The 23463-nt window shown below is 63.5% G+C and carries 16 protein-coding genes and 2 pseudogenes; 11 read left to right on the top strand and 7 right to left on the bottom strand.

Features of this window, described 5'->3' with window-relative positions; genetic code table 11:
• Positions 1-42 precede the first annotated feature (42 nt).
• The 3 genes from PCA31118_RS16680 to PCA31118_RS16670 all read right to left on the bottom strand — a co-directional run bounded on the left by PCA31118_RS16680 (position 43) and on the right by PCA31118_RS16670 (position 3293).
• Positions 43-804, bottom strand: coding sequence for a class II aldolase/adducin family protein (locus PCA31118_RS16680; RefSeq protein WP_150626253.1), 762 nt, complete (start codon positions 802-804; stop codon positions 43-45).
• A gap of 91 nt (positions 805-895) precedes the next feature.
• A complete protein-coding gene (locus PCA31118_RS16675; RefSeq protein ID WP_150626252.1) occupies positions 896-1885 on the bottom strand; it encodes a substrate-binding domain-containing protein in 990 nt (329 codons plus the stop codon).
• 43 nt (positions 1886-1928) lie between these two features.
• Positions 1929-3293 (bottom strand): MFS transporter, encoded by a 1365-nt coding sequence (locus PCA31118_RS16670; RefSeq protein ID WP_150626251.1) that lies wholly within the window; start codon positions 3291-3293, stop codon positions 1929-1931.
• Positions 3294-3485: 192 nt separating this feature from the next.
• Here PCA31118_RS16670 and PCA31118_RS16665 point away from each other — a divergent pair, with 192 nt between their 5' ends.
• Positions 3486-4829 carry a citrate synthase gene (locus tag PCA31118_RS16665; protein ID WP_246190277.1) on the top strand — a complete coding sequence of 448 codons (1344 nt, stop codon included), beginning with the start codon at positions 3486-3488 and terminating at the stop codon, positions 4827-4829.
• Positions 4830-4855: 26 nt separating this feature from the next.
• On the opposite strand, the gene PCA31118_RS16660 is transcribed toward PCA31118_RS16665, so the two are convergent.
• Positions 4856-5491 carry a trimeric intracellular cation channel family protein gene (locus PCA31118_RS16660; RefSeq protein WP_150626250.1) on the bottom strand — a complete coding sequence of 212 codons (636 nt, stop codon included), beginning with the start codon at positions 5489-5491 and terminating at the stop codon, positions 4856-4858.
• A 238-nt stretch (positions 5492-5729) separates the two neighbouring features.
• Here PCA31118_RS16660 and macA point away from each other — a divergent pair, with 238 nt between their 5' ends.
• The 4 genes and pseudogenes from macA (at position 5730) to PCA31118_RS16645 (ending at position 10681) form a co-directional block, all read left to right on the top strand.
• The gene (gene macA, locus PCA31118_RS16655) at positions 5730-6941 is read left to right on the top strand and encodes a macrolide transporter subunit MacA (protein ID WP_150626249.1); all 1212 of its coding nucleotides are present in this window, start codon (positions 5730-5732) and stop codon (positions 6939-6941) included.
• A 123-nt stretch (positions 6942-7064) separates the two neighbouring features.
• Positions 7065-7775: pseudogene (locus PCA31118_RS27680) on the top strand (ATP-binding cassette domain-containing protein); the annotation flags it as partial.
• A 108-nt stretch (positions 7776-7883) separates the two neighbouring features.
• A pseudogene (locus PCA31118_RS27675) lies at positions 7884-9122 on the top strand (ABC transporter permease); the annotation flags it as partial.
• Positions 9123-9133: 11 nt separating this feature from the next.
• Positions 9134-10681 (top strand): efflux transporter outer membrane subunit, encoded by a 1548-nt coding sequence (locus PCA31118_RS16645; protein ID WP_246190276.1) that lies wholly within the window; start codon positions 9134-9136, stop codon positions 10679-10681.
• A gap of 116 nt (positions 10682-10797) precedes the next feature.
• On the opposite strand, the gene PCA31118_RS16640 is transcribed toward PCA31118_RS16645, so the two are convergent.
• On the bottom strand, positions 10798-11409 hold the full coding sequence (locus tag PCA31118_RS16640; protein ID WP_150626247.1) for a glutathione S-transferase family protein: 612 nt from the start codon (positions 11407-11409) through the stop codon (positions 10798-10800).
• 260 nt (positions 11410-11669) lie between these two features.
• Here PCA31118_RS16640 and PCA31118_RS16635 point away from each other — a divergent pair, with 260 nt between their 5' ends.
• Positions 11670-12581, top strand: a complete 912-nt coding sequence (locus tag PCA31118_RS16635; RefSeq protein WP_150626246.1) for a bifunctional GNAT family N-acetyltransferase/nucleoside diphosphate kinase regulator — start codon at positions 11670-11672, stop codon at positions 12579-12581.
• A gap of 60 nt (positions 12582-12641) precedes the next feature.
• On the opposite strand, the gene PCA31118_RS16630 is transcribed toward PCA31118_RS16635, so the two are convergent.
• On the bottom strand, positions 12642-14249 hold the full coding sequence (locus PCA31118_RS16630) for a sensor histidine kinase (RefSeq protein WP_150626245.1): 1608 nt from the start codon (positions 14247-14249) through the stop codon (positions 12642-12644).
• 28 nt (positions 14250-14277) lie between these two features.
• Complete coding sequence (locus PCA31118_RS16625) at positions 14278-14880, bottom strand: response regulator transcription factor (RefSeq protein ID WP_150626244.1); 603 nt, start codon at positions 14878-14880, stop codon at positions 14278-14280.
• An 846-nt stretch (positions 14881-15726) separates the two neighbouring features.
• Here PCA31118_RS16625 and PCA31118_RS16620 point away from each other — a divergent pair.
• The 5 genes from PCA31118_RS16620 to cyoD all read left to right on the top strand — a co-directional run bounded on the left by PCA31118_RS16620 (position 15727) and on the right by cyoD (position 23462).
• Complete coding sequence (locus tag PCA31118_RS16620) at positions 15727-19119, top strand: autotransporter family protein (protein ID WP_150626243.1); 3393 nt, start codon at positions 15727-15729, stop codon at positions 19117-19119.
• 322 nt (positions 19120-19441) lie between these two features.
• Positions 19442-20449 (top strand): ubiquinol oxidase subunit II, encoded by a 1008-nt coding sequence (gene cyoA / locus PCA31118_RS16615; protein WP_150626385.1) that lies wholly within the window; start codon positions 19442-19444, stop codon positions 20447-20449.
• Positions 20450-20452: 3 nt separating this feature from the next.
• The gene (cyoB, locus tag PCA31118_RS16610; protein ID WP_150626242.1) at positions 20453-22459 is read left to right on the top strand and encodes a cytochrome o ubiquinol oxidase subunit I; all 2007 of its coding nucleotides are present in this window, start codon (positions 20453-20455) and stop codon (positions 22457-22459) included.
• Positions 22459-23094, top strand: coding sequence for a cytochrome o ubiquinol oxidase subunit III (gene cyoC, locus PCA31118_RS16605; protein WP_150626241.1), 636 nt, complete (start codon positions 22459-22461; stop codon positions 23092-23094). The genes cyoB and cyoC overlap by 1 nt, the downstream gene beginning before the upstream one ends.
• On the top strand, positions 23091-23462 hold the full coding sequence (gene cyoD, locus PCA31118_RS16600) for a cytochrome o ubiquinol oxidase subunit IV (protein WP_150626240.1): 372 nt from the start codon (positions 23091-23093) through the stop codon (positions 23460-23462). Before cyoC ends, cyoD begins: the two co-directional genes overlap by 4 nt.
• Position 23463 lies beyond the last annotated feature (1 nt).

Raw genomic sequence — 23463 nt, 5'->3', positions numbered from 1 at the left:
CCGTAGTCACCATCAGTCACAATCAAACGCCATCAAGCGCCATCAGTCGCCACGCAAGGCGGCTGCCTGGCGTTTCCACAAGGTCCACGGGCGCTCCATGACACCGAGGTTGGTTTGCGTGGAGCGCCGGCCTTCTTCGTCGCTCAGGTAGGTCACTTCGCCGCCGAGCGCGATGGCCTTCGACTGCATGCCCGCGTTCAGTTCGGTGTAGATCGCCCGGTAGACGGCGGCTGGCAGCGACGGTGCGCTCGCCACGAAACCGTGGCCGCGCATGAGCGCGACATCCGAGTCGCCCAGCGATTCGGCCAGCGCCTTGCCTTGCTCGCTGTTGCGCACGAGCATGTCCGTACAGCCGAAGCAGTGGCGGATATCGAACACCGGCGCGCCGCTGCCGAGAAAGCCTGCCATGTGATACACCGGGCGCAGCCGCACGGACGAGGCGGCAAACGGGATGACCGACGGCGAGTGGCTGTGCACGATGGCCTTGACGTCCGGGCGGGCCCGATAGATCTCGCTGTGAATCCACGTCTCCAGATAGCGCTTGCGGGTATCGCCATCGACTGGCTGGCAGTCGAAATCCAGCGTGAGGATGTCGTCCGGCGAGACGAGCTCCGGCGCCATCGATTGGGCGATGAGGAAGTGCGCGGGATTGCGCGGATCGCGCACGCTGACGTGACCGAAGCCGTCGAGCACTTCGTGATGCGCGAGGATGTGATTGGCGGCGGCCAGGTCCTCGCGCAGCTGCGCGATCGTCATCGCGTCGTGTTCGGTGGCGGCAGGGGTGTAAGGGGCGTTGGCTTGCATGATGATGTTGGCGAAGGAGAATCGAAAGGGAATCGAAAGGGAATCGAAAGGGAATCGAAAGGTTCGGAAGGGCCGGAAGGTCGATGCGGCATCAAACCCGGACCGCGGCGCTGACCTCGGGGGGAAACAGTTCGTCGGCCTGCATGGCGCGATGGCACACGCCTTGCTCGAACGCAAAGCGCAGGAAAGCGTCGAGCGTGACGCGATTGGGCGCGACGCCGTACGGCCACGGATCGTCGCCGAACATTTCCCTTGCCTGTGCGGCCCGCTGGCTCATCCACGGCAACGGGAAGTGCGAACAGGTAATGTCGTCGAGCCGGGCGATGCTGGCGTCTTTTGCCTGCGTGAAAGCCTTCACGAGATGGTTCGCGATCCAGCGGTTCGCAGCGAAGATCTCGCGACGCATCACGATCAGATGCATGATCGGAAAAATGCCGGTGCGTGCGAAGTACTCGCGCTCGGCCGTCTCGAAGTCGGGCAACAGACGCACGATGTCCCGCTCGCGCCCGGGCGGCGGGGCCGGCGGGCGCGCGCTGAGAATTGCGTCGATCTCGCCGTCGAGCAGCATGGCCGTTAGCGACTTGTCCGGCGACGCGCGGTAGTGCACGCCCTCGGGCACGCGCACTGCGACCTTCTCGCGACGCCCCGCCTGATTGACGCCCCCCTGCACCCACTCGACATCGGCGAGCGCCACGCCCTGATCATGCGTGAGCCAGCCACGTGAGTAGACCGACGCCGTCTGTGCCCACTCCGGGATGCCGATACGCTTGCCGCGCAACGCGGCGGGAGATGTCACGTCGCCGTGCGCCCGCACATAAAGCGACGACAGGCGGAACACGCGCGAGGGAAAGACCGGCAACCCGATCAGACGATCGTCGCCCTGCGAGCGCAGCGACGCATACTTCGCGAGCGACATCTCCGAGAGATCCCACTCCTGAAAATGCGTCGTGCGGTAGAAGATCTCTTCGACAGGCAACACCGACGGTACGAGCTCGATGCCTTGCGCGGTAACGCGCCCTTCGAGCAGATCGCGCACGTGATCGTAGTCGTTCACGGCAAGCGAGAGGGTCAGTTTGTTCATGAAACGTTCCGAAGCTATTCCAGACGGAGGGAGCCGACAGGACTCAGTGGCCGAAAGCGGGTGCCTTCGGCAGGTTTTCAGGGCGCGCGACGAGGAAGACCAGTGCTGCGGCCGTCACGAGCGCGGCGCCCAGCACGAAGAACATGGTTCCCGCACCGCCGGTGGCCTGTTGCAGTACCCCCGCAATGGCCGGGCCACACATGGCCCCCACGCGGGCAATGCCGAGATACAGACCCACGCCCGTGCTGCGAATCTCCGTCGGATAGCTCACGGCCACGAGGTTGTTGAGCACGGTCTGCGTGCCGATCACGAACATGCCAGCGACCACGATGCCCACGAACGTGACCGAGCCGCCGGTGATCGTTGCCAGCACCCCGATGGCTGCGGCGCCGCACAGCCATGCGAGCGACATCGCCAGACGCCGGTTGCCGATACGGTCCGCGACCACGCCGGTGAGCAGGCTGCCGAACGCCGAGGCGAAGACCAGCAGCGACCCGTAGGCAAAGCTCGTCGAGAGGTTCTCGCCGCGCTTGAGCATGATCGTGGGCAACCAGCCCGACAGGCCGTACGACGAGAACAGCGAGAGTGCGCCCATGGACCACAGGCAGATCGTCTGACGGCGGAATTCGGGCGAAAACAGGGCGGTGACCGAACCGGCTTTCACGCCGGCGTCGGCAGAGGTGAACGTCGCGTTGGCAAACTCGTCTGCGCGCGCGGGCCAGAGACGGCACAACTGGGCACGCACTTCGTCCTGTCGTCCACGGGCCGCGAGAAACGACACCGACTCCGGCAACACGAATTGCAACGCGAGCGCCAGCACGACCGACAGCGCGCCGACGTAATACATGCTCTGCCAGCCGTATTGCGGGATGAGCCACGCGGCAATGAAGCCGGACGCCGTGGCCCCGCCAATCCAGCCGCAGGAGAAGAACACGATGGTGAAGACGTTCGCGCTGCGTTTGGGCGCGATTTCATTGATGTAGGTGACCGCCACGGGCATCAGCAGACCCAGCGAAATCCCCATGACGAAGCGCAGCGCGATGAAGGCGCGCAGATCGTGGGCGAACAGTGCAATGGCGAGACTCATGGCGCCCGAGAGCCAGATGCCGGCGAGCAGCACGCGGCGGCGTCCGATGCGATCACTGAAGGGCCCCGAGATGGCCGACCCGGCGGCAAAGCCCGCCAGCCCGCAGGACAGCAACAGGCCGATCTGACTGGGCGAGAGATGCCACAGCGTGGTGACGTCGTGAACGATGTATGCAGCGTTGTAAAGATCGAAGCCGTCGAACAGCAGGATCAGTGCGAGCAACGTCGCCAGTCGGAAATGGAATGCCCCGAGCGGGGCCGATTGGAGCGCGTCTCGAACGTCGATGCGTACGGGCACTCGAGAGGGTAGGTCCGGTGTCATGCGTTGTCTCCGTTGGGGCGACCTGTCGAGCCGGGGCCTGTCCCGGGTCGCAGTGTCTTTGTGGTGTTTGCGGAGACGACTTTACTGATCGGTTTTTTGTTTATCAATATTGATTTTTAAAGTCAATATGAATGTGGCAAGATGTGCCGCGGCACTGTCGAAGTGCGCTGAAAAACACTGACGAGGGAGACGATGACGCAGCAAACCGACCTGATGACGCGCGAAGAAGTGCTCGCCATGCTCGACATCAAACCGGCCACGCTCTATGCCTACGTGAGCCGGGGCCTGATTCGCGCGCGGCCGCACGAGGATGGCCGCAAGAGCCTGTACCTGCGGCGCGACGTGGAGCGCATGGCCACCCGCAAGCGCGGACGCGCGCCAACCGGTGCGGTCGCCGAATCCACCATGCGCTTCGGCGACCCGGTGTTGCACTCGGCCATCACGCAGATCACGCCGCACGGTCCGCGCTATCGCAACCGGCTGGCTATCGATCTGGCGAGCGGCGGGGCGTCGTTCGAGTCGGTCGTGCATTTGCTGATGACCGGTATCTGGCAGGACAGCATCGCCGAGTGGCCGATGCAGGAGACGCCAACCGACGTGCTGCGTTTCCTCTCGACTTACGACGGCCGGGTGGCGAGCGCGGACATCGGCAATTTGCTGGGGATGGTGCCGTTCGCACTGGCCATGCATGGGCGCGGTGCGCGAGAGCTGGCCGACGGCACCGCAGTGCAGGCCGCCCGGGCGATGTTGCATTGCATGGTCGGATGTGTGGGCTTCCTTGGTCCGCAACAGCGGTTCGTCGCGCGCGAGCGCAACGAGAACGTGGCCGCGCATTTACTGCGGGCGGCGGGCAGCGTGGTGACCCACGCCAGACTGCGGGCGATGAATGCCGCGCTCGTGGTGCTGGCGGACAACGAATTGGCGCCGGCCACGTTTTCGGCCCGCGTGGCGGCGTCGACCAACGCCGATCTCTTCGGTTGCGTCGCGGCGGCCATCGGTTCGCATATCGGCTTCACGACGGGCACGAGTACGGAGAAGATCGAGACCCTGTTGTTCTGCGAGCCGTACGACGCGCTCGACACCCGCATCGATCGCGTGCGCGAGTACGGTGCGAGCCTGCTCGGGTTCAACCATCCGTTATACCCCGGAGGCGATGCACGGGCCGACCTGATGATGCAGATCGCGGGCGAACTCATGCGCGAGACCGACGACGTCACCATCGACGAGCAACGGCGAAAGAACACGCGTCTCACGCTCGATTTCCTCGAACGCATGCGTACCGAACTGAACGCCCACGCCGGGTTGGCGACGGGACTGGTGGCGCTCGCCCGCGCACTGGGGCTGCCCGACGGCACCTCGACGGCGATGTGGATCATCGGGCGCTCGGCAGGCTGGGTCGCGCATGTCATGGAACAACGCACCCAGGCCTTCATGCTTCGCCCGCGCGCGAAGTATGGCTTCGGCGCGCCGGTCGACGCCGAGACGTTCGGCAGCTTTGAGGTGCCGACATCGGCGGCGTCATTGGCGGCGCGGTAAGGATCGTCGCCACGCGCCTTGGCGCGTCAATGCATCGGCTCGGACGGGGCTTCGTTTTCGAACGTGCGAAAGCGCCACCCGAACCACACCGCCAGCATCCGGATGACGAAGCCGGCGACGAAGCCGATGCCCGTCGCCACACCGTTCGGCACCCCGAAATGCAGCATTGCCACATACATGGCACCGGCGATGACGGCCACGCTCGCATACATCTCCCGGCGCAGCACCAGCGGCACCTGGCCGCACAGCAAGTCGCGCAGCATACCGCCGCCAATGCCCGTCAGTACCCCGGCAAGCACGACGATGACCGGGCTCTTGCTCACGGTCATGCCGATATCGCATCCAAGAATCGTGAAAGCGGCCAGACCGATGGCGTCGACCGTGATGAACGTCATGCGCAGTTTGTGTACGTGGCGCGCGACGATGGACGCCAGCGTGGCCGCGCCCAGCGTGAGCAGCAGGTACTCGGGATGTGCAATCCAGACGAGCGGGTGGCGACCGAACAGCACATCGCGAATGGTGCCGCCGCCCAGCGCCGTGACCATGCCCACGAAGGCCAGTCCGAAGCGGTCCATGCCGCGCTGCATCCCCATGATGGCGCCCGACATCGCTTCCGTGATGATCGCGATCAGGTAAAGCGCGTAGAAGATTTCCGTTTTCATGATGTCCCTTGCAGTGCCGGGCGAATATATCACTTCATGCGTTTTTGACCGGGTGTTGCGGTGTTCTCCGGCCGCAGCACTGTGATTTGTACAAGTTTTCGCGATCCGGTGGCGGTGCGACACTGCTGTCAACGAAACCACAAATGGGGAGAATCGGCCCCGAACGCCGCCCAAACCCACCCAAACCCCTTAAACTCTCAACCTTTTGTGATCTTGCAGGTCTCGCCAAACCCGTTCCATGATCCAGTTCATCCGCCGCAGGCCCTACCTGATTACCAGCGTCGTCGTGCTCATCGTTCTCGTGGCGCTCGGCATTCGCAGTCTGGCGACCCCGAAGCCGCCTCAGTATCTCAGCGCAAGGGTCGAGCGCAGCGACCTCGAGAACACCGTGCTTGCCACCGGCACGCTACAGGCGTTTCAGCAAGTGGACGTTGGCGCGCAGGTCAGCGGGCAGTTGAAGTCGCTCAAGGTCAAGCTCGGCGATAAGGTGACGAAGGGGCAGTGGCTCGCGCAGATCGATCCGGTGCTCGCGCAGAATGCGCTGCGTCAGGCGCAGGCCGATGAGCAGAACCTTCAGGCGCAAAAGCGCTCGACCGCGGCGCAGTTGAAGCAGGCCGAACTGGCATTCGCCCGTCAGCGCCAGATGCTGCCCGACGATGCGACGTCTCGTCAGGACTTCGAATCGGCGCAAGCCACGCTCGACACCCAGCGCGCCACGCTTGCCGGTCTGGACGCACAGATCCGCAAGGCGGGTGTAGCCATCGAGTCGGCACGCGCGAACGTCGGCTACACGCGCATCGTCGCGCCGATCGACGGGCAGGTCGTCGCCATCGTGACGCAGGAAGGCCAGACCGTGATTGCACAGCAACAGGCGCCGGTGATTCTGAAGCTGGCCGACATGGACACGATCACCGTGAAGGCGCAGGTCTCGGAGGCCGACGTGATTCGCATCTCGCCGGGCCAGACGGCGTACTTCACGATCCTCGGCGACCCGGACAAGCGCTATTACGGCAAGCTGCGCGCCATCGAACCGGCGCCGCAGAACTTCCTCGACACGCAGAGCACGCTTGGCGGCGGGGCGACGCGAAACAACACGGCCGTGTTTTACAACGCGCTGTTCGACGTGCCCAACGCCGATCATCGTCTGCGCATTTCGATGACGGCACAGGTCAATGTGCTGCTGGGGACGGCGAAACAGGCGCTGAGTGTGCCGGTGGCGGCGCTGGGCAAGAAGATCGGCCCCGACCGCTACGAGGTGCGCGTGCTGGACAAAGACGCCAAGGACGGCCGGGCCGTGACGCGTCAGATCGTGACCGGCGTGAACAACAACGTGCGTGTCGAAGTGCGCGAAGGGCTGTCGGCGGACGAGCGTGTCGTGATCGGCGAGGCGGTCGAGGCGGGCAATACGCCTTCGACGCAGACCGATGCGTCGTCCGGCGCCGCACAGTAAATCGAGCCGAGGAAGTCGAGCGCCATGACGCAGACCTCACATCACACGCCGCAGGCAGCCGGAGCGTCTTCTGCGCGCAGCGTCCACGACCTGGCTGGCACCCAGGGCGTCAGCCCGCACCCGATGCTGGAGCTCACGGGCATCACGCGCCGGTTTCCGGCGGGTGAGCGTGACGTCACGGTGTTGCGCGACGTGGATCTCACCATCGAAGGCGGCGAGATCGTCGCGATCATGGGGGCGTCCGGCTCGGGCAAGTCGACGCTGATGAACATTCTCGGGTGCCTCGATCATCCGAGCGAAGGCAGCTATCGCGTGCTTGGGCGCGAGACCCGCGATCTCGACGCCGATGCGCTGGCGCAACTGCGTCGGGAGCACTTCGGGTTCATCTTCCAGCGCTACCACCTGTTGCCGCACCTCGACGCGGCGTCCAACGTGGAGATGCCTTCGGTCTACACGGGCACGCCGCATGCGGCGCGGCGCGCGCGCTCGATCATGCTGCTCGAACGGCTCGGGCTGGCGGAGCGCACGGCGCATCGTCCCAGTCAGTTGTCCGGCGGCCAGCAGCAGCGCGTGAGTATCGCGCGGGCGCTGATGAACGGGGGCGAGGTCATTCTGGCGGACGAACCGACCGGTGCGCTCGACACGCGCAGCGGCAAGGAAGTCATTCGCATCCTCAAGGAACTCAACGCGCTGGGGCACACCGTCATCATCGTGACGCACGATGAGACGGTGGCGGCGCACGCACGCCGGATCATCGAGATTCGCGACGGCGAGATCGTGGCCGACCGGGAAAACACGCCGGTGGACCTCGCGCCGGACCCGGCGTCACCGGACGAGACCGCACGGGAAGTCGCCGAGGCTGAAGCGTCTGCTGCATCCGCCGTATCGGCCGTATCGTCTGTATCGTCTGTATCGGCGAGCGACCCGGCGTCGGTGAACGCCAGCCATGGCGGCGCGATCCCGCCGCGTCGGTGGACGGGCGGCATCGACCGCTTCGCGGAGGCGTTCCGCATGGCGTGGATCGCGCTGATCTCGCACCGCCTGCGCACGTTCCTGACGATGCTCGGCATCATCATCGGTATCACGTCGGTCGTGTCCATCGTCGCCATCGGCGAGGGGGCGAAGCGATACATGCTCGCCGAGATCGGCAGCATCGGCACGAACACGATCAACATCTATCCCGGCAAGGACTGGGGCGACAACCGGGCGACGGCGATTCAGACGCTGGTGCCGGAAGACGTGCTGGCGCTCTCGGAACAGATTTATGTCGACAGCGCGACACCGGAGACGGCGCGCAGCCTGCTGCTGCGTTACCGCAACGTGGATGCGAGCGCGATGGTCACGGGCGTGGGCGAGCATTTCTTCCAGGTGCGTGGCCTGAAGATCGCGCAGGGCATTGCCTTCGGGCCGGACGAGGTGCGACGTCAGGCACAGGTGGCCGTCATCGATCAGAACACGCGACGCAAGCTGTTCGGCGCTAACCCGAATCCGCTGGGCGAAGTGATTTTCGTGGGCAACCTGCCATGCGTGGTGATCGGTGTGACGGTCGAGAAAAAGAGCGCGTTCGGCGACACCAAGAGCCTGAACATCTGGGTGCCGTACACGACGGCGGCCGGGCGGCTGTTCGGTCAGCGCAACGTCGACAGCATTACGGTGCGGGTGCGCGACGGTCAGCCGAGCAAGGCCGCCGAGAAGAGTCTCGAAACACTGATGACGCAGCGTCACGGACGTAAGGACTTTTTCACCTACAACATGGACAGCGTGGTGAAGACGGTCGAGAAGACGAGCCAGTCGCTGACCCTGCTGCTCTCGCTGATTGCGGTGATCTCGCTGGTCGTCGGTGGCATCGGCGTGATGAACATCATGATCGTGTCGGTGACTGAGCGCACGCGCGAGATCGGCATTCGCATGGCGGTGGGCGCGCGGCAGAGCGACATCATGCAGCAGTTTCTGGTGGAGGCCGTGATGGTGTGTCTGATGGGCGGTGCGATCGGTATTGCGCTGTCCTTCGGGGCGAGCTTCCTGTTCTCCCTGTTCGTCGAGAAATGGAAGATGGTGTTTTCGATGGGGTCGGTGGTCACGGCGTTCCTGTGCTCGACGCTCATCGGCGTGGTGTTCGGTTTCATGCCTGCGCGCAATGCCGCGCGGCTCGATCCGGTCGAAGCGCTTGCGCGCGATTGAGGTATTGCCAGATGACGAGAATGATTGCTACCGCTCGCAAACTGTCTGATGCGTTGGCATCGACGGGGGCGTCAGCTTTGTCGGCGCCGACGATATCGTCGACCCGACCGGTCCATGGCCTGCGCCGCTCGGCGCTCGCATTGGCGATCGCGGCGGTGTTGCTGGCGGGCTGCGCCGGTGTGCGTCACGCTCCGCTGCCAGCCGTGCCGGTGCCCGCCCAATGGGCCGGCGCACCGACGACCGGTGCGCCATCCGACGCGTTGGCCGACGCGAGCAACACCACCGGCACGGCCCGCGCGGCGGCTATTGCCCCCGACTTCTGGCGCGCCTTTGGTGACCCGGTACTCGACAAGCTCATCACCGACGCCCTGGCCGTCAACAACGATCTGGCTGCGGCAGGCATTCGTGTCTACCGGGCCCAATTGCAGGCCGGACTGGCCGATACGAATCTGACACCCTCAGTGACGGTGGGCGGCACCGGCACCGTGTCGCGCACACTCGACACGCACGCGATGGCGCGCAAGGGCACGCTGCAGGCAACGGCATCCTACGAACTGGACTTGTGGGGCAAACTCGCGGCGCAACGCGACGCGGCGCGCTGGGAATATGAGGCGACCGACGCCGACCGCGAGGCTGCACGCCTGTCGCTGATCGCCACGACAGCGCAGCTCTACTGGACCATCGGTTTCCTGAATCAGCAGATTGCGAACACGCAGAGCAACATCGTCTATACCGAGCGCATTCTGGCGCTGGTGCGCTCGCGTTATGCCGCCGGTGCAGTGTCGGGGCTGGATGTCGCGCAGACCGAGGGAAATCTGGCGGACCAGCGCGCCACGCTGACACAACTGGTACAGCAGCGCACGGAGAACCGCAACGCGCTCGCCATTCTTTTCGATCGTCCGCCGGAGCAGGCAGCGGCAGAACCGTCGGTGCTGCCCACGCAAGCGTTGCCCGACGTGCCCGCCGGATTGCCCGCAGCGTTGCTGGGGCGCCGTCCCGATCTGCGCGCGTCGGAATTGCGCTTGCGCGGCACGCTCGCCAACGTCGACATCACTCGCACGAGTTTCTATCCCACTTTCACGCTGACCGGGCAACTCGGCACGACGAGCACGTCGCTGGAGCGCGTGTTGCAGAATCCGGTCGGTTCGCTGGGGCTGGGACTGGCATTGCCGTTCATCCAGTGGAACACGATGCAGTTGCAAATCAAGGTGTCGCAGACGCAATACGAGGAGGCGGTCGTCAACTTCCGCAAGAGCCTCTTCACGGCGCTCAGCGAGGTCGAGAATGCGTTGTCCGCGCGCGAGCAATTGACGCTCGAGAGTGAACAGCGTGTCCTGTCGCTCACGCAAGCCCAACGCGCGGAGACACTGCTGAGATCACGTTATCAGGCCGGGGCCATTGGCGTGCAACCGTGGCTCGAACAACTGCGGCTGCTGCGCGCGGCGCAAACGGCCGATGCGCAGACCCGCCTGAGCCGCCTGAACAACCGTATGGCGCTGTACAAGGCGCTGGGTGGCGCCGGGAATGCGTCGGATGTGACCCCGCCGCCAGCGGGCTGACATGTCGGGCCGTACGGACGTCCCGAACTGGCGTCCCGAAGTGGCGTCCTTAAGTGACATCCTCGATTGACGTTCTGAGACGACTGACGCAAGCGCGCGGACGTGTCCCGGTCACACTACCTTGCCGCGGCAGCCAGCGCTTCGTTATCGAACGCGATGGCGAAGGCCGCGCTCGGGCGAGCCATGCAACGATCGACCCAGGCATCGATGACCGGATCCCCCGGCTTGCCCATCCACGCAAAAGCGGAATGCAACAGCAGGTCGGCGGCGGTGAAACGCTCACCAACAAGATAGGTGCGGTTCGTCAGCGCTGCGCGGAGTCGGCCAAGGGCCTCGGCTTTGGTGCGAAAGGTTCGGACCAGCAGCGGATGTTGCAGCCCGGCAAAGTCCACGGTGATGACCGGCTCCAGCACGCCGGCGTACCAGGCGAACCAGCTCAGATAGGCGCCGCGCTCCGGATGGTCGGGCGGAAGGGCCAGATCGTTCGCCGGGAAGCGTTCGGCAAGGTACTGGATGATGGCCGCCGACTCCCAGACCTGCACCTCGCCGTCCACCAGCAGCGGCACCTTGCCCTCCGGATGCGGGTTGCGTGGGTCATGTCCGCCGGAGCCGTCCATGCGCTCGATGCCGACGACCTGGATCCTGACGTCGTCGAGTGCGCCCAGTTCGTGAAGCAGCGCAACGACACGCGTGGAACGGCTACGGGGAGCGTGGAAAAGCGTCAGCATGGCGAGATCCTTGGGTGAGTTATCGACAGGCGACCAATGTAGCGGTCTCTCCTGACAAAAAATGTCAGTAGTGCATCGACCGGTTCGGTCAGTGCCGTGGCGTGCCTGCGGTATGCGGTACGCGCGGCGGAATCACGTTCGGTCTGCCAGCGATATTAGCCCTTTCGTCAACGCTGGTTTAGAATTCGACGTTCCTTCGAAAGAACCGTCATGGCCGACGCCATGGAAGGCTTTCATTCTTGCAACCCAGTGTGGCGAAGATGAGCGAGCCTTTCATTTCTCTGTGCCCCGAAATTACGCGGGCAAACGCGTTCCATTTGATCGACTGGCTGGAAGACGAGAGCGTCGTGCGCTATCTGAGCGATTCGCGTCAGGTGTCCCGGGCCATCGAGCAGGTCATCGATCGGGTGCAGCTGCCGATCCTCACCCATCTGTTCAATCAGGGCGGCCGGTTCTTCATGGCCTATGACCGGCACGACGAACCCGTCGGGTTCGTGCGCCTCGTCAAGACAGGACAGGACTGCGAGATCGTTCTCGTCATCGGGAATCGCGACAACTGGGGCCGCAAGCTCGGCGCCGGCGCTCTGCGAGAAGGCATGAAACTCGCCTTCTTCGACATGCGCGCCGAAAAACTCATTGCCAGAATTCACGTGGACAATGCGCGCTCGCTCAAGGCGTTCGTTCGCTGTGGGTTCGTGCTCGAGCGCGAAACGTCGGCGATGAAGTCGTTTGCCATGACCGCGGACCGATATCTTCAACGTCTGCGCGAGGGACGGACGGGCGCGTCGTCCGAGATCTACATCACCGAAATCGACCAGACCCGGCTGCGCCATCTCGTTGCGCTGGCTTCTGGCCCGGACACGGTCAATCTGGCGCATGAGATCGAGCGCGCCGTCGTCGTCGATTCGCGGCAGGTGGACCGCGACGTAATCACCATGAATTCCCGAGCGCGGCTGCGGCTGGATGACGAGGCCATGGAAGTGGATCTCGTCTATCCGGATGATGTCGATGGCAGTGACGACAAGGTATCGATCGTCTCGGATGTCGGCTCGGCGATCCTCGGTTACCGGGAAGGGGACGCCATCGATTGGCGGATCCATCACCGAACCCGCCGCATTCGCATCGAGAAAGTGGTCTATCAGCCCGAAGCCGCAGGCGACTTTCACCTATAGCCGCAGGCGATTTCCAGCGCCTTATCAGACGTACCAGACGTATCAGGTGTATCGGACGTATCAGGCGTTCGCCGTCTCGACCACGGGCGCCTTCGGCAAAGTAATCGTGAACGTCGTGCCCACGCCGACCTGACTCGCCACGTCAATGGTGCCCTTGTGGAACTCGATGGCGGCGTAGACCACCGCCAGACCGACGCCCGAGCCGTCTTCCAGCACCGCGTTGCTGCGCGAGCGGAACGACATCTGGAAGATCTCCTTGAGTTCGTCGGCAGGGATCCCGGTGCCGTTGTCGCGCAGCGTCACCTCGAACGCTTCGCCCTTGTCCGACAAACGCATGTCGATGGCAGGCTGTGCCAATGTGTACTTCGTGGCGTTGCTCACCAGATTGATGAACGCGTGGAACAGCACATTGCCGTCGCCGATCATGCGGCTGTCGATGCCTGCCGGGGCCTGCACCGTGATCGTCGCGTTCGGGAACATGTCCGAACCGACGCCGCGCACGTCTTCGAGCAGGGCCAGCAACGACAATTCCGTGCGTTTGCCGAATTTCGGATCGTCCAGCGAGGCGCTTTGCGCTGCGTCCAGCCAGTTCTGAATGAGATTGTTCAGCTTGGCCACCGCTTCCCGGATCTTCGTGTAGCGCGGGCTCGAATCCGTCTCTTCGTTTCGCGGGTTGAGCAGACGCTGCGCATGACCGTCGATGACACTGAGCAGCGTGCGAAACTCATGCGTTGCCATCGAACGGAAGGTTTTCTGGAAGTTGTTCAGACGCTCCTCGTTCGCCAGTGCGCGCTGCAACATCGTGTTCTTGGCCGTTGCCAGCTTCTGGTTGCGTACCAGCGACGCCGTGCTTTCCTGAATCTTCGACAGCGTTCGCGAAAGCGCGCCGATCTCGTCGCCGCGCGAGAGCCACGGCAGGCGCAGCTTGTCCTTGCCGCCGACCGCATTCCCGGCCATCCGGATGAGGTGTGTCAATGGCCGGAGAATCACTGCATCGACATAAATCAGGCACAGCAGCGTCACCACGATCATCGCGGCGATCAACGCGTCGATCTTGAGAAGATGCCGGCGGGCCTCGGTGTTTTTCGCCTCCACCTCCCGGATCAATGATTCGGTGCTCCGAAACACCAGGGCGCCGAACGTGTTGTTCGCCTGCGCGTATTTGGCGCCGGACTCCCCACGATAAAACCTCGCGGCGTCGTTCAGCTTGCCGCTCTGCGCGAGTTGAAACACCTGATTGGCTGCCCGGCGGTACTGCGCCCATTGGGTGTGGAACTTCGAGAAAGCCAGACGGAATTCGTCGTGCGCCAGCACCTTTTGATACCGCTCCGAGGCAGCCTTGATCTTGTCGTCGAACTCGGCTGCTGCCGTACGAATGTCCGCGAATGCCCCGGGAGACATCGGCGCAAGCGCTTCGGACTCGACGGTGCGGAAGTCCGAGATGTAATCGTTGAGTTCTTCCAGCACGCTCAGATTCTCGATCTGTGCGCGCTCGGCGGCGATGGCGCGTTGCTGCGCCGAATCGACCTGATAGTGCACCGCGATACCCACGGCAATCATCGCGACGAGACACAGTGCGAGCAGGAGATACATCCGTCCCCGGATCGGGAGCGGGCTTGAGGTGGGCACTGAAGCGGACACTGAAGCAGGGGGGGAGGATTTCGGCATGCGAGATAAGCCCGGCGCGACGACGCGCTCAGAGCGCAATGATGTTGAGCAGGGCGGCGCGAACCACAGCTTCCGTGCGCGTAGCAACGTTGAGCTTTTCGCGGGCGTTATCGATGTGGAAGTCCACCGTACGCTTACCCAATTCGAGAATGATCGAGATCTCGGCGGATGTCTTGCCGCGCGCCGACCATTGCAACACTTCCACTTCGCGCTTCGTGAGCCCGAACGGCAGCGGCGCGCCTTCCGGCGCTTCGTCATGCTCGGTGTATTTGCGGATCACCGTGTCGAGCACGTCGAAGTCCACGGGTTTGAGCATGTATTCGTCAGCACCGGTGCTGTGCCCGCGCATGATCGATTCCTTGTCGGCGTTGCCCGTCAGGAAAATGAACGGAATCTTGCGCTCTCCCTGAATAATGCCGCGAGCGCTTTCCAGAAACTCGAAGCCCGTCATGCCGGGCACGTTCACGTCGCACACGATGATGTCCGGCATGAAAGCGGCAAGCGTCGCCAGCGCGGCCGAAAAATCGTGCGCCACTTTCACGACATAACCCCGATCCGTCAGATCCTCGCGAATCAGGTCTGCCGAATCGTGATCGTCCTCGATGCAGAAAACTTTGGTGGGAGATGACATCCCGCTGGCCCCGATTTTTTTAATGGAATAGTGAAATCGTACTAAAAAATAACTGGACGACGAAATTTTGCAGAAATAGGTGCCGGTGACATGTCTCGCACACGCCATCGATGCGTTCTCGCACAATAAGAAAAGGACCGCAGGGGCGGTCCTTGCCGGGACGCCTTCGTCATGTCTCGTTCAGAACTGGAACGGGAGCAGATGGCCGAATTGGGCGTAAAGCTCGGAAATGCCGTAAGCCAGAGCGCGGACCATGGTGAATCTCCTTGGGTGATTGAAGGGGCGGGGGCGTGACCCGATCAGTAGCCGAACACGTGGCCAACGTGGATGGCGCACTGCATGCCGGTTTCGATGCACGTGTCGCTATAGAAAAGGTTGTCGACGATATCGAGGATGAGTTGCATGGCGGTGTGCTCCGTTGTCGGGTTAGCGTTGGGCGATGCTCGTTCAGCCAAGCGCCGAGACGAGCGTGCCGATCAGGCCCAGGATCGAGGCGAAGCCGTAGGTGACGAGTGCGGGCATGGTGATTCTCCTGTCGTTCATGGTTGGGATGACGGCTGCCGCTGCGTTGCCTTGTCTTGCGGCGTCGTTGCGTTAGCCGGTGAGTGAAGTATCGTCACCGGCCCGCTGCGGCGAAACTGTGATTAATACAGGTCGGGCCGTTTTCAGCGGAATTGATCGTGTCGTAAAGGAAGGGGAAAGGAAAAAGTGCTTATTCCACGCGGGTTTACCGAAGGTCGGTCCCTAACCCCGTATAAATCGCAGTGACGTCGCGCGGCAGGCTCCGTAACATTCGCTTCGCCTTACAAAGTCTTACAGAAGCGAAAAAAGGATACGGAGTACTGAATGAGGACGATTCGGATGACCTGCGTCGCGTTTGCGGCGCTTTGCACTCTCGCGTCGGCCGCGCAGGCTTACACGCCAATCGACATCGCGGACCGCTACGGCACGCCGTTCATACAGGCGCGGCTCTTTTCCCCCACGGACGGCGCCTACACCAGTGACGATTTCGGCCGGGATCAGGTCTCGTCGGGCACCCTCTCGCCATTGCAAACCGACCAGATACGCGCGGCGCTGAACTATTGGGCCGAGGTCATCAAGGTGACGCCCGGCAGATCGCCGGCGGCGATCAACGTCGGCATGAGCACGTCGGGCGGTGCCCATGCGTACAGCCCCTATGCGTTCGACGTCGGCCCGCTCCCGGCTGACAGCGACCAGAATCCGACGCTCGTTCAGGCGGCGCTTCAGAACAACCCGCTGGAACGCCCGGCCTACTATGGCGCGCACGGCGAGATCACGCTGGGCCAGATGGCCTTCTCCACCGCGCCGCACGTGGCGTCGCAGATCCCGCTCAACAGTCAGGCCGATTTGCCGGCCGTGATGTTGCACGAGGTGGCGCACGCACTGGGCGTGGGGACGAACATTGTCCAGACCGAGATTACGCCGACGCTGCATACGAACCGCTTCACCTCGGTCCTCGACAGCTGGTCGGCGCACCTCTACGACGACAATGACCGTCCGGCCCAGCCGGGGCAGAACATTCTCACGCCGGAAAACCGGGGCACCGTCGATCCGAGCGCGTTCGACGCGCGCAACGACAACGCCTACTTCGCCGGCGACCACGTGAGGGAAGTGCTCGGCAATGCCATGAAGGGCATTCCGGTCAAGGCGATGTTCGAGGGAACGATATACGACGGGCCTATCTTCTCGCACATCGAGCTCAAGAACAGCCTGATGAGCCATCAGACGTACCGCAACTACACGGCGTTCATGGAGGCCGAGCTCGCGGCGCTGCAAGATATCGGCTACGACATCGACCGACGCAACTTTTTCGGTCGCTCGATTTACGACGACGGTCTGACGCTGACCAACGACCGCCCGTTCTTCGGCCGCAACGCCGACGGCACCGCCTATGTCCCGAACACCTACAACACGGCGACGTTGGGTCTCGGGCTGCATCTCTACGGAAGCTACAACACGGTCGCCCAGCGGGCCGATCTGCTGAGCATCGGTGACGGCGGGGCAGGCATCCGGGTGGACGGCGTGGCGAACAACGTGAGCGTGCTGCCGGGCACGCGCATTTACGCCGACGGCGCGAACGGGCGCGGCGTGATGTTCACGTACGGCAAGAACCACACGTTCGTGCAGCAAGGCGACGTTCAGGCGCTCGGCGCCAACGGTATCGCGGCGAGTTTCGACTTCGGTCACAACGCGCTGGGCGATGACGCCGACTATCGCGGGTCGTACATTTTCACCAAGCTCGATCGCAACACGGGGCTGCCCTTGCCGCTGCCCGACGAACTCGACGGCCCGCTAGTCACGCGTGCCGACATCACCGGCAGACTGGCGGGCAGGTACGCCTCGCTGTATATGTCGGAGAACGGCTACGTCGGCCAGATCAACATCATGCGCGGGGCGGCGCTCTATGGCGACATTCTGTCGAAGTACGCCGAGCGCGACGCCAACGGCGATCTGCGTCTGACACAGTTGAGCTTCGGGTTGACGCCCGACGCGAACGGCGTTGCCACGAATCGCGCCGATCCCACGTTCAATCTGCGCTACGACGGCAACATCGTCGGCAGCAACCTGGCGTTGACGATGGCGGGCGGCACGACCGAAATCAACGGCGATCACACGGTGCACGACGTGGCCGTGAACGCGGGGGCCACGCTCACCGGTAACAGCCGCTATGTGCTGGGTTCGGCCGGCGCTTTCGTGAACGCGGGCACTGTCGCGCCGTCGCTCGCGGGCAGCTTCATCAGCGTGGGCGGCGATTACACGCAGACGAACACCGGTCGTCTCGTCCTGTCTCTGACGGACGGCGGCACCTTCAGCAAGCTGCTGGTGACCGGTCATGCGGCGCTCGACGGCACGCTGGCGATGGCGCCGCAACGCGGCTGGTACGCCAGTGGGATGACCGTGACCTCGGATCAGTGGCTGAACGCGTCGAGCATCAGCGGCGCGTTCGCCAACGTGACGACCCTGCTGACATCGCCCACGCTGCTCGCCAGCGCGAGTTCGCTTGGCGGCAACACGTACCGCGTGCAGTTCACGCGAGCGGCGAACGCCTATTCGCAATACGGCATCGACGGTAACAGCCGCAGCGTCGGCGCCGTGCTCGACCGCATGGCGGGCGGCGCCGGTGCGGATCTCCAGCCGCTCATCACGGCGCTCGACTTCTCGGCCGCCGATGGCAGTGACGTCGCCAGAGCTCTCCCGCAACTGACCCCGGCAGCCTACGGCGCGATGTTCGCGGGGGGATTGCTGCGCGAGCGCCAATTGACCGACATGGTGGCCACTGCGGTGGGCGCTGACGGCACCCAGAACACGCCCAACGCGGGCGAAGGCGCGCTCACGGGCAACTGGCGCGGGTTTGCGATGCCGTTCGGCAGCGGCTACTGGCGTACCCGAAATGGCGGCACGGCGGGCGACATGGCAGGCGCCAGCGGCAATACCTACGGTGTGGTGTTCGGCGCAGAGCGGGTGGTTGGGGTAGCGGGCGAGGGGCGGGACTGGACCGTTGGCGCACATGGCGCGATCAGTGGTCAATCTACGCGTCTGGACGGGCAGACGCCGGGGTCCGGCAAAACCACCGCGTTCGATATCGGTGTGCACGCGCGCTATGCGCCTTCGACGAGCGTCGGGCCGCACGCGTTTGCGCTCGCCCGTATCGGCGTCGAGGACGGGCGCGTCGACCGAACGATCTCGGTCAATGGCTACAGCGCGACACCGCGCGGTACGTGGACGGGGGCGAGCGCGTCGGCAAGCATCGGGGGCGGCTGGCGTTGGCCGTTGAGCAGCACGACGAGCGCAGGCCCGGTCGCGGCGCTCGACTACACGGGACTGTATCGCCCGAGCCTGACCGAAGAGGGGGCCGATGGCGCGCGCCTGCGCCTGGACAGCAAGACATTCAATTCGGTGCGCACGCGTCTGGGTGGGGAATTGCGCTTCGACCTGCCGATGATCGCGGGCAATGCGCTCACGGCCAACCTGCAAGCCACATGGAACCACGAACTCACGAATGGCGCGATCAACCAGAGCGCCAGCTTCGTCGGGTATCCGGGGCTTCCGTTTACGACGCGAAGCGAGGTGGTGGGGCGCGACAGCCTCGGCTTGCAAGCCGGTGTGTCGTATCGCATGGCCCGGCGGATCGTGTTCGGGGCGGCGGTGTCGAGCAACGTCTACAAGGCGGGGAATGCCGACATTGCAGGTTCCGTGTCGGCAACATGGCGGTTCTGATGTATGGAGTAGATAAGTCGCAGTAACTTGCGGTTTACCGGAAAATCACGTCGCACCGAAGATCGCCAGAAAGCCGAGCTTTCTGGCGATTTTTTGTTGTGCGTTGTCCGCTGACGCAGCGTGGAGCCTCGGCGTTCCAAAGTGCGTCATTATGTCGCGATGTATGGAATATGTGCATGCGTAGCATTCGTAACGCAAATCGTATATACATACATAGAGGCTAATGATGTCCATGCATAACGTCTCGCCTACCCGCGCGGGCAGGGCAGACAAGACACCCGGTGCGCGCTGGCGCACGGGGTGTGCGCGCGTTGCTGCGGCGATGGCCATGGTGCCGATGAGCGGTTGCACGCTGGAGTTGCTCGATCCGAAGGGCAGCGTTGGCGAACAGGAAAAGCAGCTCATCCTGATCGCACTGGGCGTGATGCTGCTCGTGGTCATTCCGGTCATCGTGCTGACGCTCGTATTCTTCTGGCGCTATCGCGAGACCAACACCGACGCCACCTATTCGCCGACGTGGGCGCACTCCACGAAGATCGAGGTAGTCGTGTGGACGATCCCCGTCGTCATCGTGGTGTCGCTCGCGGTCATGATCTGGGAGACCACGCACAAGCTCGATCCTTACCGCCCGATTGGATCGAGCGAGTCGGGCGCATCGGGCGGCCAGACCTCCGGCGACAAGGCGCCCGTGCGTGTCGAAGTCGTGGCGTTGAACTGGAAGTGGCTCTTCATCTACCCCGACTATCGCGTGGCGACCGTCAACAAACTCGTGTTGCCGGTCGATACGCCCGTCGAGTTCAAGATCACGGCCGAATCGCTGATGAATGCTTTCTTCATCCCGCAACTCGGCAGCATGGTCTACGCCATGTCCGGCATGCAGACGAAGCTGCACCTGATCGCGAACGAAACCGGCACCTACGCGGGCATGTCGTCCGCGTATAGCGGCCCGGGCTTCTCCGACATGCACTTCAAGGCGCACGTGACGTCGCAGGGCGACTTCGAGCAGTGGGTCAGGCAGGCGCAAACCGTGCCCGACACGCTCGACGCGCCGACCTACGTCAAGCTCGAACAACCGGGCACCGCCGCGCCGGTCGGTATTTACGCCAACGTCATGCCGGGCCTGTTCGACGCCGTTGTCGGCAAGTACATGGGGCCGATGGACGGCAGCGCGCCGGGCATGCGTGTCTCGGGCAACAGCGCCATCGACGACATCATTGCCGCGGCCAATTGCCGCGTGGACGGCCAACTGGATAGCCGCGCGCTTCTCGCGCAGCGTCCCGAGCGCGAGGCCGGTGCACAACCCGCATCGCAGCGCGCGCTCACGGAGTAAGTCATGTTCGGAAAACTCGATCTCGATGCCATTCCCTGGCATGAACCCATCATCATGGGCACGCTCGTGGTGGTGGTGCTGGGCGGCGCAGCGCTCGTCGGCGCCATCACTTATTTCCGGAAGTGGGGCTATCTCTGGAAGGAGTGGATCACCTCGGTCGACCACAAGCGCATTGGCGTGATGTACATCGTGCTGGCGCTCGTGATGATGCTGCGCGGCTTTGCCGACGCCATCATGATGCGCGCGCAGCAGGCCGTTGCCGCCGGCGGCGAGGCCGGATATCTGCCGCCGCATCACTACGATCAGATCTTCACCGCGCACGGCGTCATCATGATCTTCTTCGTGGCCACGCCGCTCGTGCTGGGCCTGATGAACGTGATCGTGCCCTTGCAGATCGGCGCGCGCGACGTGGCGTTCCCGTTCGTCAACTCGCTCTCCTTCTGGCTCTCGGCCATGGGCGCGGTGCTCGTGATGATGTCCATGTTCGTGGGCGACTTCGCTGCCACGGGCTGGGTCGCCTACCCGCCGCTCTCCGAGCTGGGGTATAGCCCGACGGTCGGCGTGGACTACTACATCTGGTCGTTGCAGATATCGGGGCTGGGTACCACGCTCACAGGCATCAACTTCATCGTCACGATCCTGCGCATGCGTGCGCCGGGCATGAACCTGATGAAGATGCCGGTGTTCACGTGGACGGCGCTCATTACCAACATCCTGATCGTGGCCGTGTTCCCGGTGCTGACCGCCACGCTGGCGCTGCTTACTGCCGACCGCTATCTCGGCATGCACTTCTTCACGAACGAACTGGGCGGCAACGCCATGATGTACGTGAATCTGATCTGGATCTGGGGCCATCCCGAGGTGTACATCCTGATCCTGCCGGCATTCGGTGCGTTCTCGGAAATCATTGCGACCTTCTCGCGCAAGCCGCTGTTCGGCTACAAGTCGATGGTGTACGCCACGTCGTCGATCGGGATCCTGTCGTTCTTCGTGTGGCTGCACCACTTCTTCACGATGGGCTCGGGGGCCAACGTCAATGCCTTCTTCGGCATCATGACGACGATCATCTCGATTCCGACAGGCGTGAAGCTTTTCAACTGGCTGTTCACGATGTATCAGGGCCGTATCCGCTACCACTCGGCCACGCTCTGGACCATCGGCTTCATGGTGACGTTCGCCATCGGCGGCATGACCGGCGTGCTGCTGGCCGTGCCGGGCGCGGACTTCGTGCTGCACAATTCGCTGTTCCTCGTGGCGCACTTTCACAACGTCATCATCGGCGGTGTGGTGTTCGGCTGCCTGGCAGGCATTACGTTCTGGTTCCCGAAGGTGTTCGGCTTCACGCTCAATGAACGCTGGGGCAAGTTCTCGTTCGCCTGCTGGCTGATCGGGTTCTATCTTGCGTTCATGCCGTTGTACGTGCTGGGCTTCAAGGGCATGACGCGACGCATGAATCACTACGTGCAAGCCGACTGGCAGCCGTACCTCATCGTGGCCGCCGTCGGTGCGGCGATCATCGGTCTGGGCATTCTGTCCTTCGGTGTGCAGCTTGTCGTGAGCATTCGCGATCGCAACGCCAACCGGGACCTGACGGGCGACCCGTGGGATGCGCGCAGCCTGGAGTGGGCGACGTCTTCGCCCGCGCCGTTTTACAACTTCGCGCACGTGCCGCGTATCGACTCGCTCGAACAGCATTGGGACGACAAGGCGCGCGGTCTGGCCTACGTTCAGCCCACGCACTACGAAGACATCCACATGCCGCGCAATACCGGCACCGGGTTCGTCGTGTCCGCGTTCAGTCTGGTCATGTGCTTTGCGCTGATCTGGCACATCTGGTGGCTGGCCGGGGCGAGCCTTGTCGCCACCATCGCCACGTTCCTGTGGCGCACCTACGATCGCGACGTCGATTATTACGTGCCGGCGGCAGAGGTGGAGCGTATCGAAAACGCCCGCTTTGCCGACCTGCGTGCAGCGCTTCCTGCGCATCCATCCCTGCAAAAGGCCGCCTGATGTCCTCGGCATCCCTTCCTACCTCACACGGCAACGGCGCCGCTGCGCCGGCCGACGCCCACGCGCATGGGCATCACGACGCGGGCGCCACCACGACGCTCGGCTTCTGGATCTACCTGATGAGCGACTGTCTCATCTTCTGCGTGCTGTTCGCCACGTTCGGCGTGCTCGCGGCCAATACCGCGGGCGGGCCCACCGGCCACGAACTGTTCGAGCTGCCGTTCGTGCTCGGCGAGACGATGTTGCTTCTGCTCTCGAGCTTCACGTTCGGGCTGGCGTCGCTGTCGATGCGCCCCGGCAATGAAGGTGTCGTGCAGCGCTGGCTCTGGATCACCTTCGCGCTGGGCGCAGCGTTCGTCGCCATGGAAGTCTATGAGTTCTCGGCGTTGCTTCACGAAGACGCGGGACCCGGGCGCAGCGCATTTCTCTCGGCGTTCTTCACGCTGGTGGGCACGCACGGTCTGCACGTGACGTGTGGGCTGCTGTGGCTTGTGGTGATGATTCATCAGATCGGGCGCTTCGGCTTCGACCCGGTGGTGCGTCGCCGTCTGCAATGCCTGAGCCTGTTCTGGCACTTTCTCGATCTTGTCTGGATCTGTGTGTTTACCTTCGTCTATCTGCGGGAGTTCGTATGACGAACGCTCAAGTTCACGACCACGGCGCTTACGCGTCGCAGAGTCATCTGCGCGATTACGTCGTCGGGTTCTTTCTGTCGCTGGTTCTCACGTTCGCGTCGTTCGGCGCGGTCATGCTCAAGGTCGTGCCCGGCGGGTGGGGTTTGCCGGTCATCGTCGTGCTGTGCGTGGCGCAGCTCGTCGTGCAGCTGGTGTATTTCCTGCACATCGGCGCGCGGCGCAGCCAGCGTCAGAATTCGGCCATTTTCCTGTGCACGGCCGGGCTGATCGCGATCATCGTTGCCGGATCGTTGTGGGTCATGCATAACGCCAACGAGAACATGATGCCGACGCACATGTCCATCGAGCGGGCAAAGTTGCGCGACTGAT

Source organism: Pandoraea captiosa (assembly GCF_902459775.1).
Classification (GTDB): Bacteria; Pseudomonadota; Gammaproteobacteria; order Burkholderiales; family Burkholderiaceae; genus Pandoraea; species Pandoraea captiosa.
Note: the sequence above shows the minus strand (reverse complement) of the source record. Positions and strands in the feature narration are given on the sequence as shown.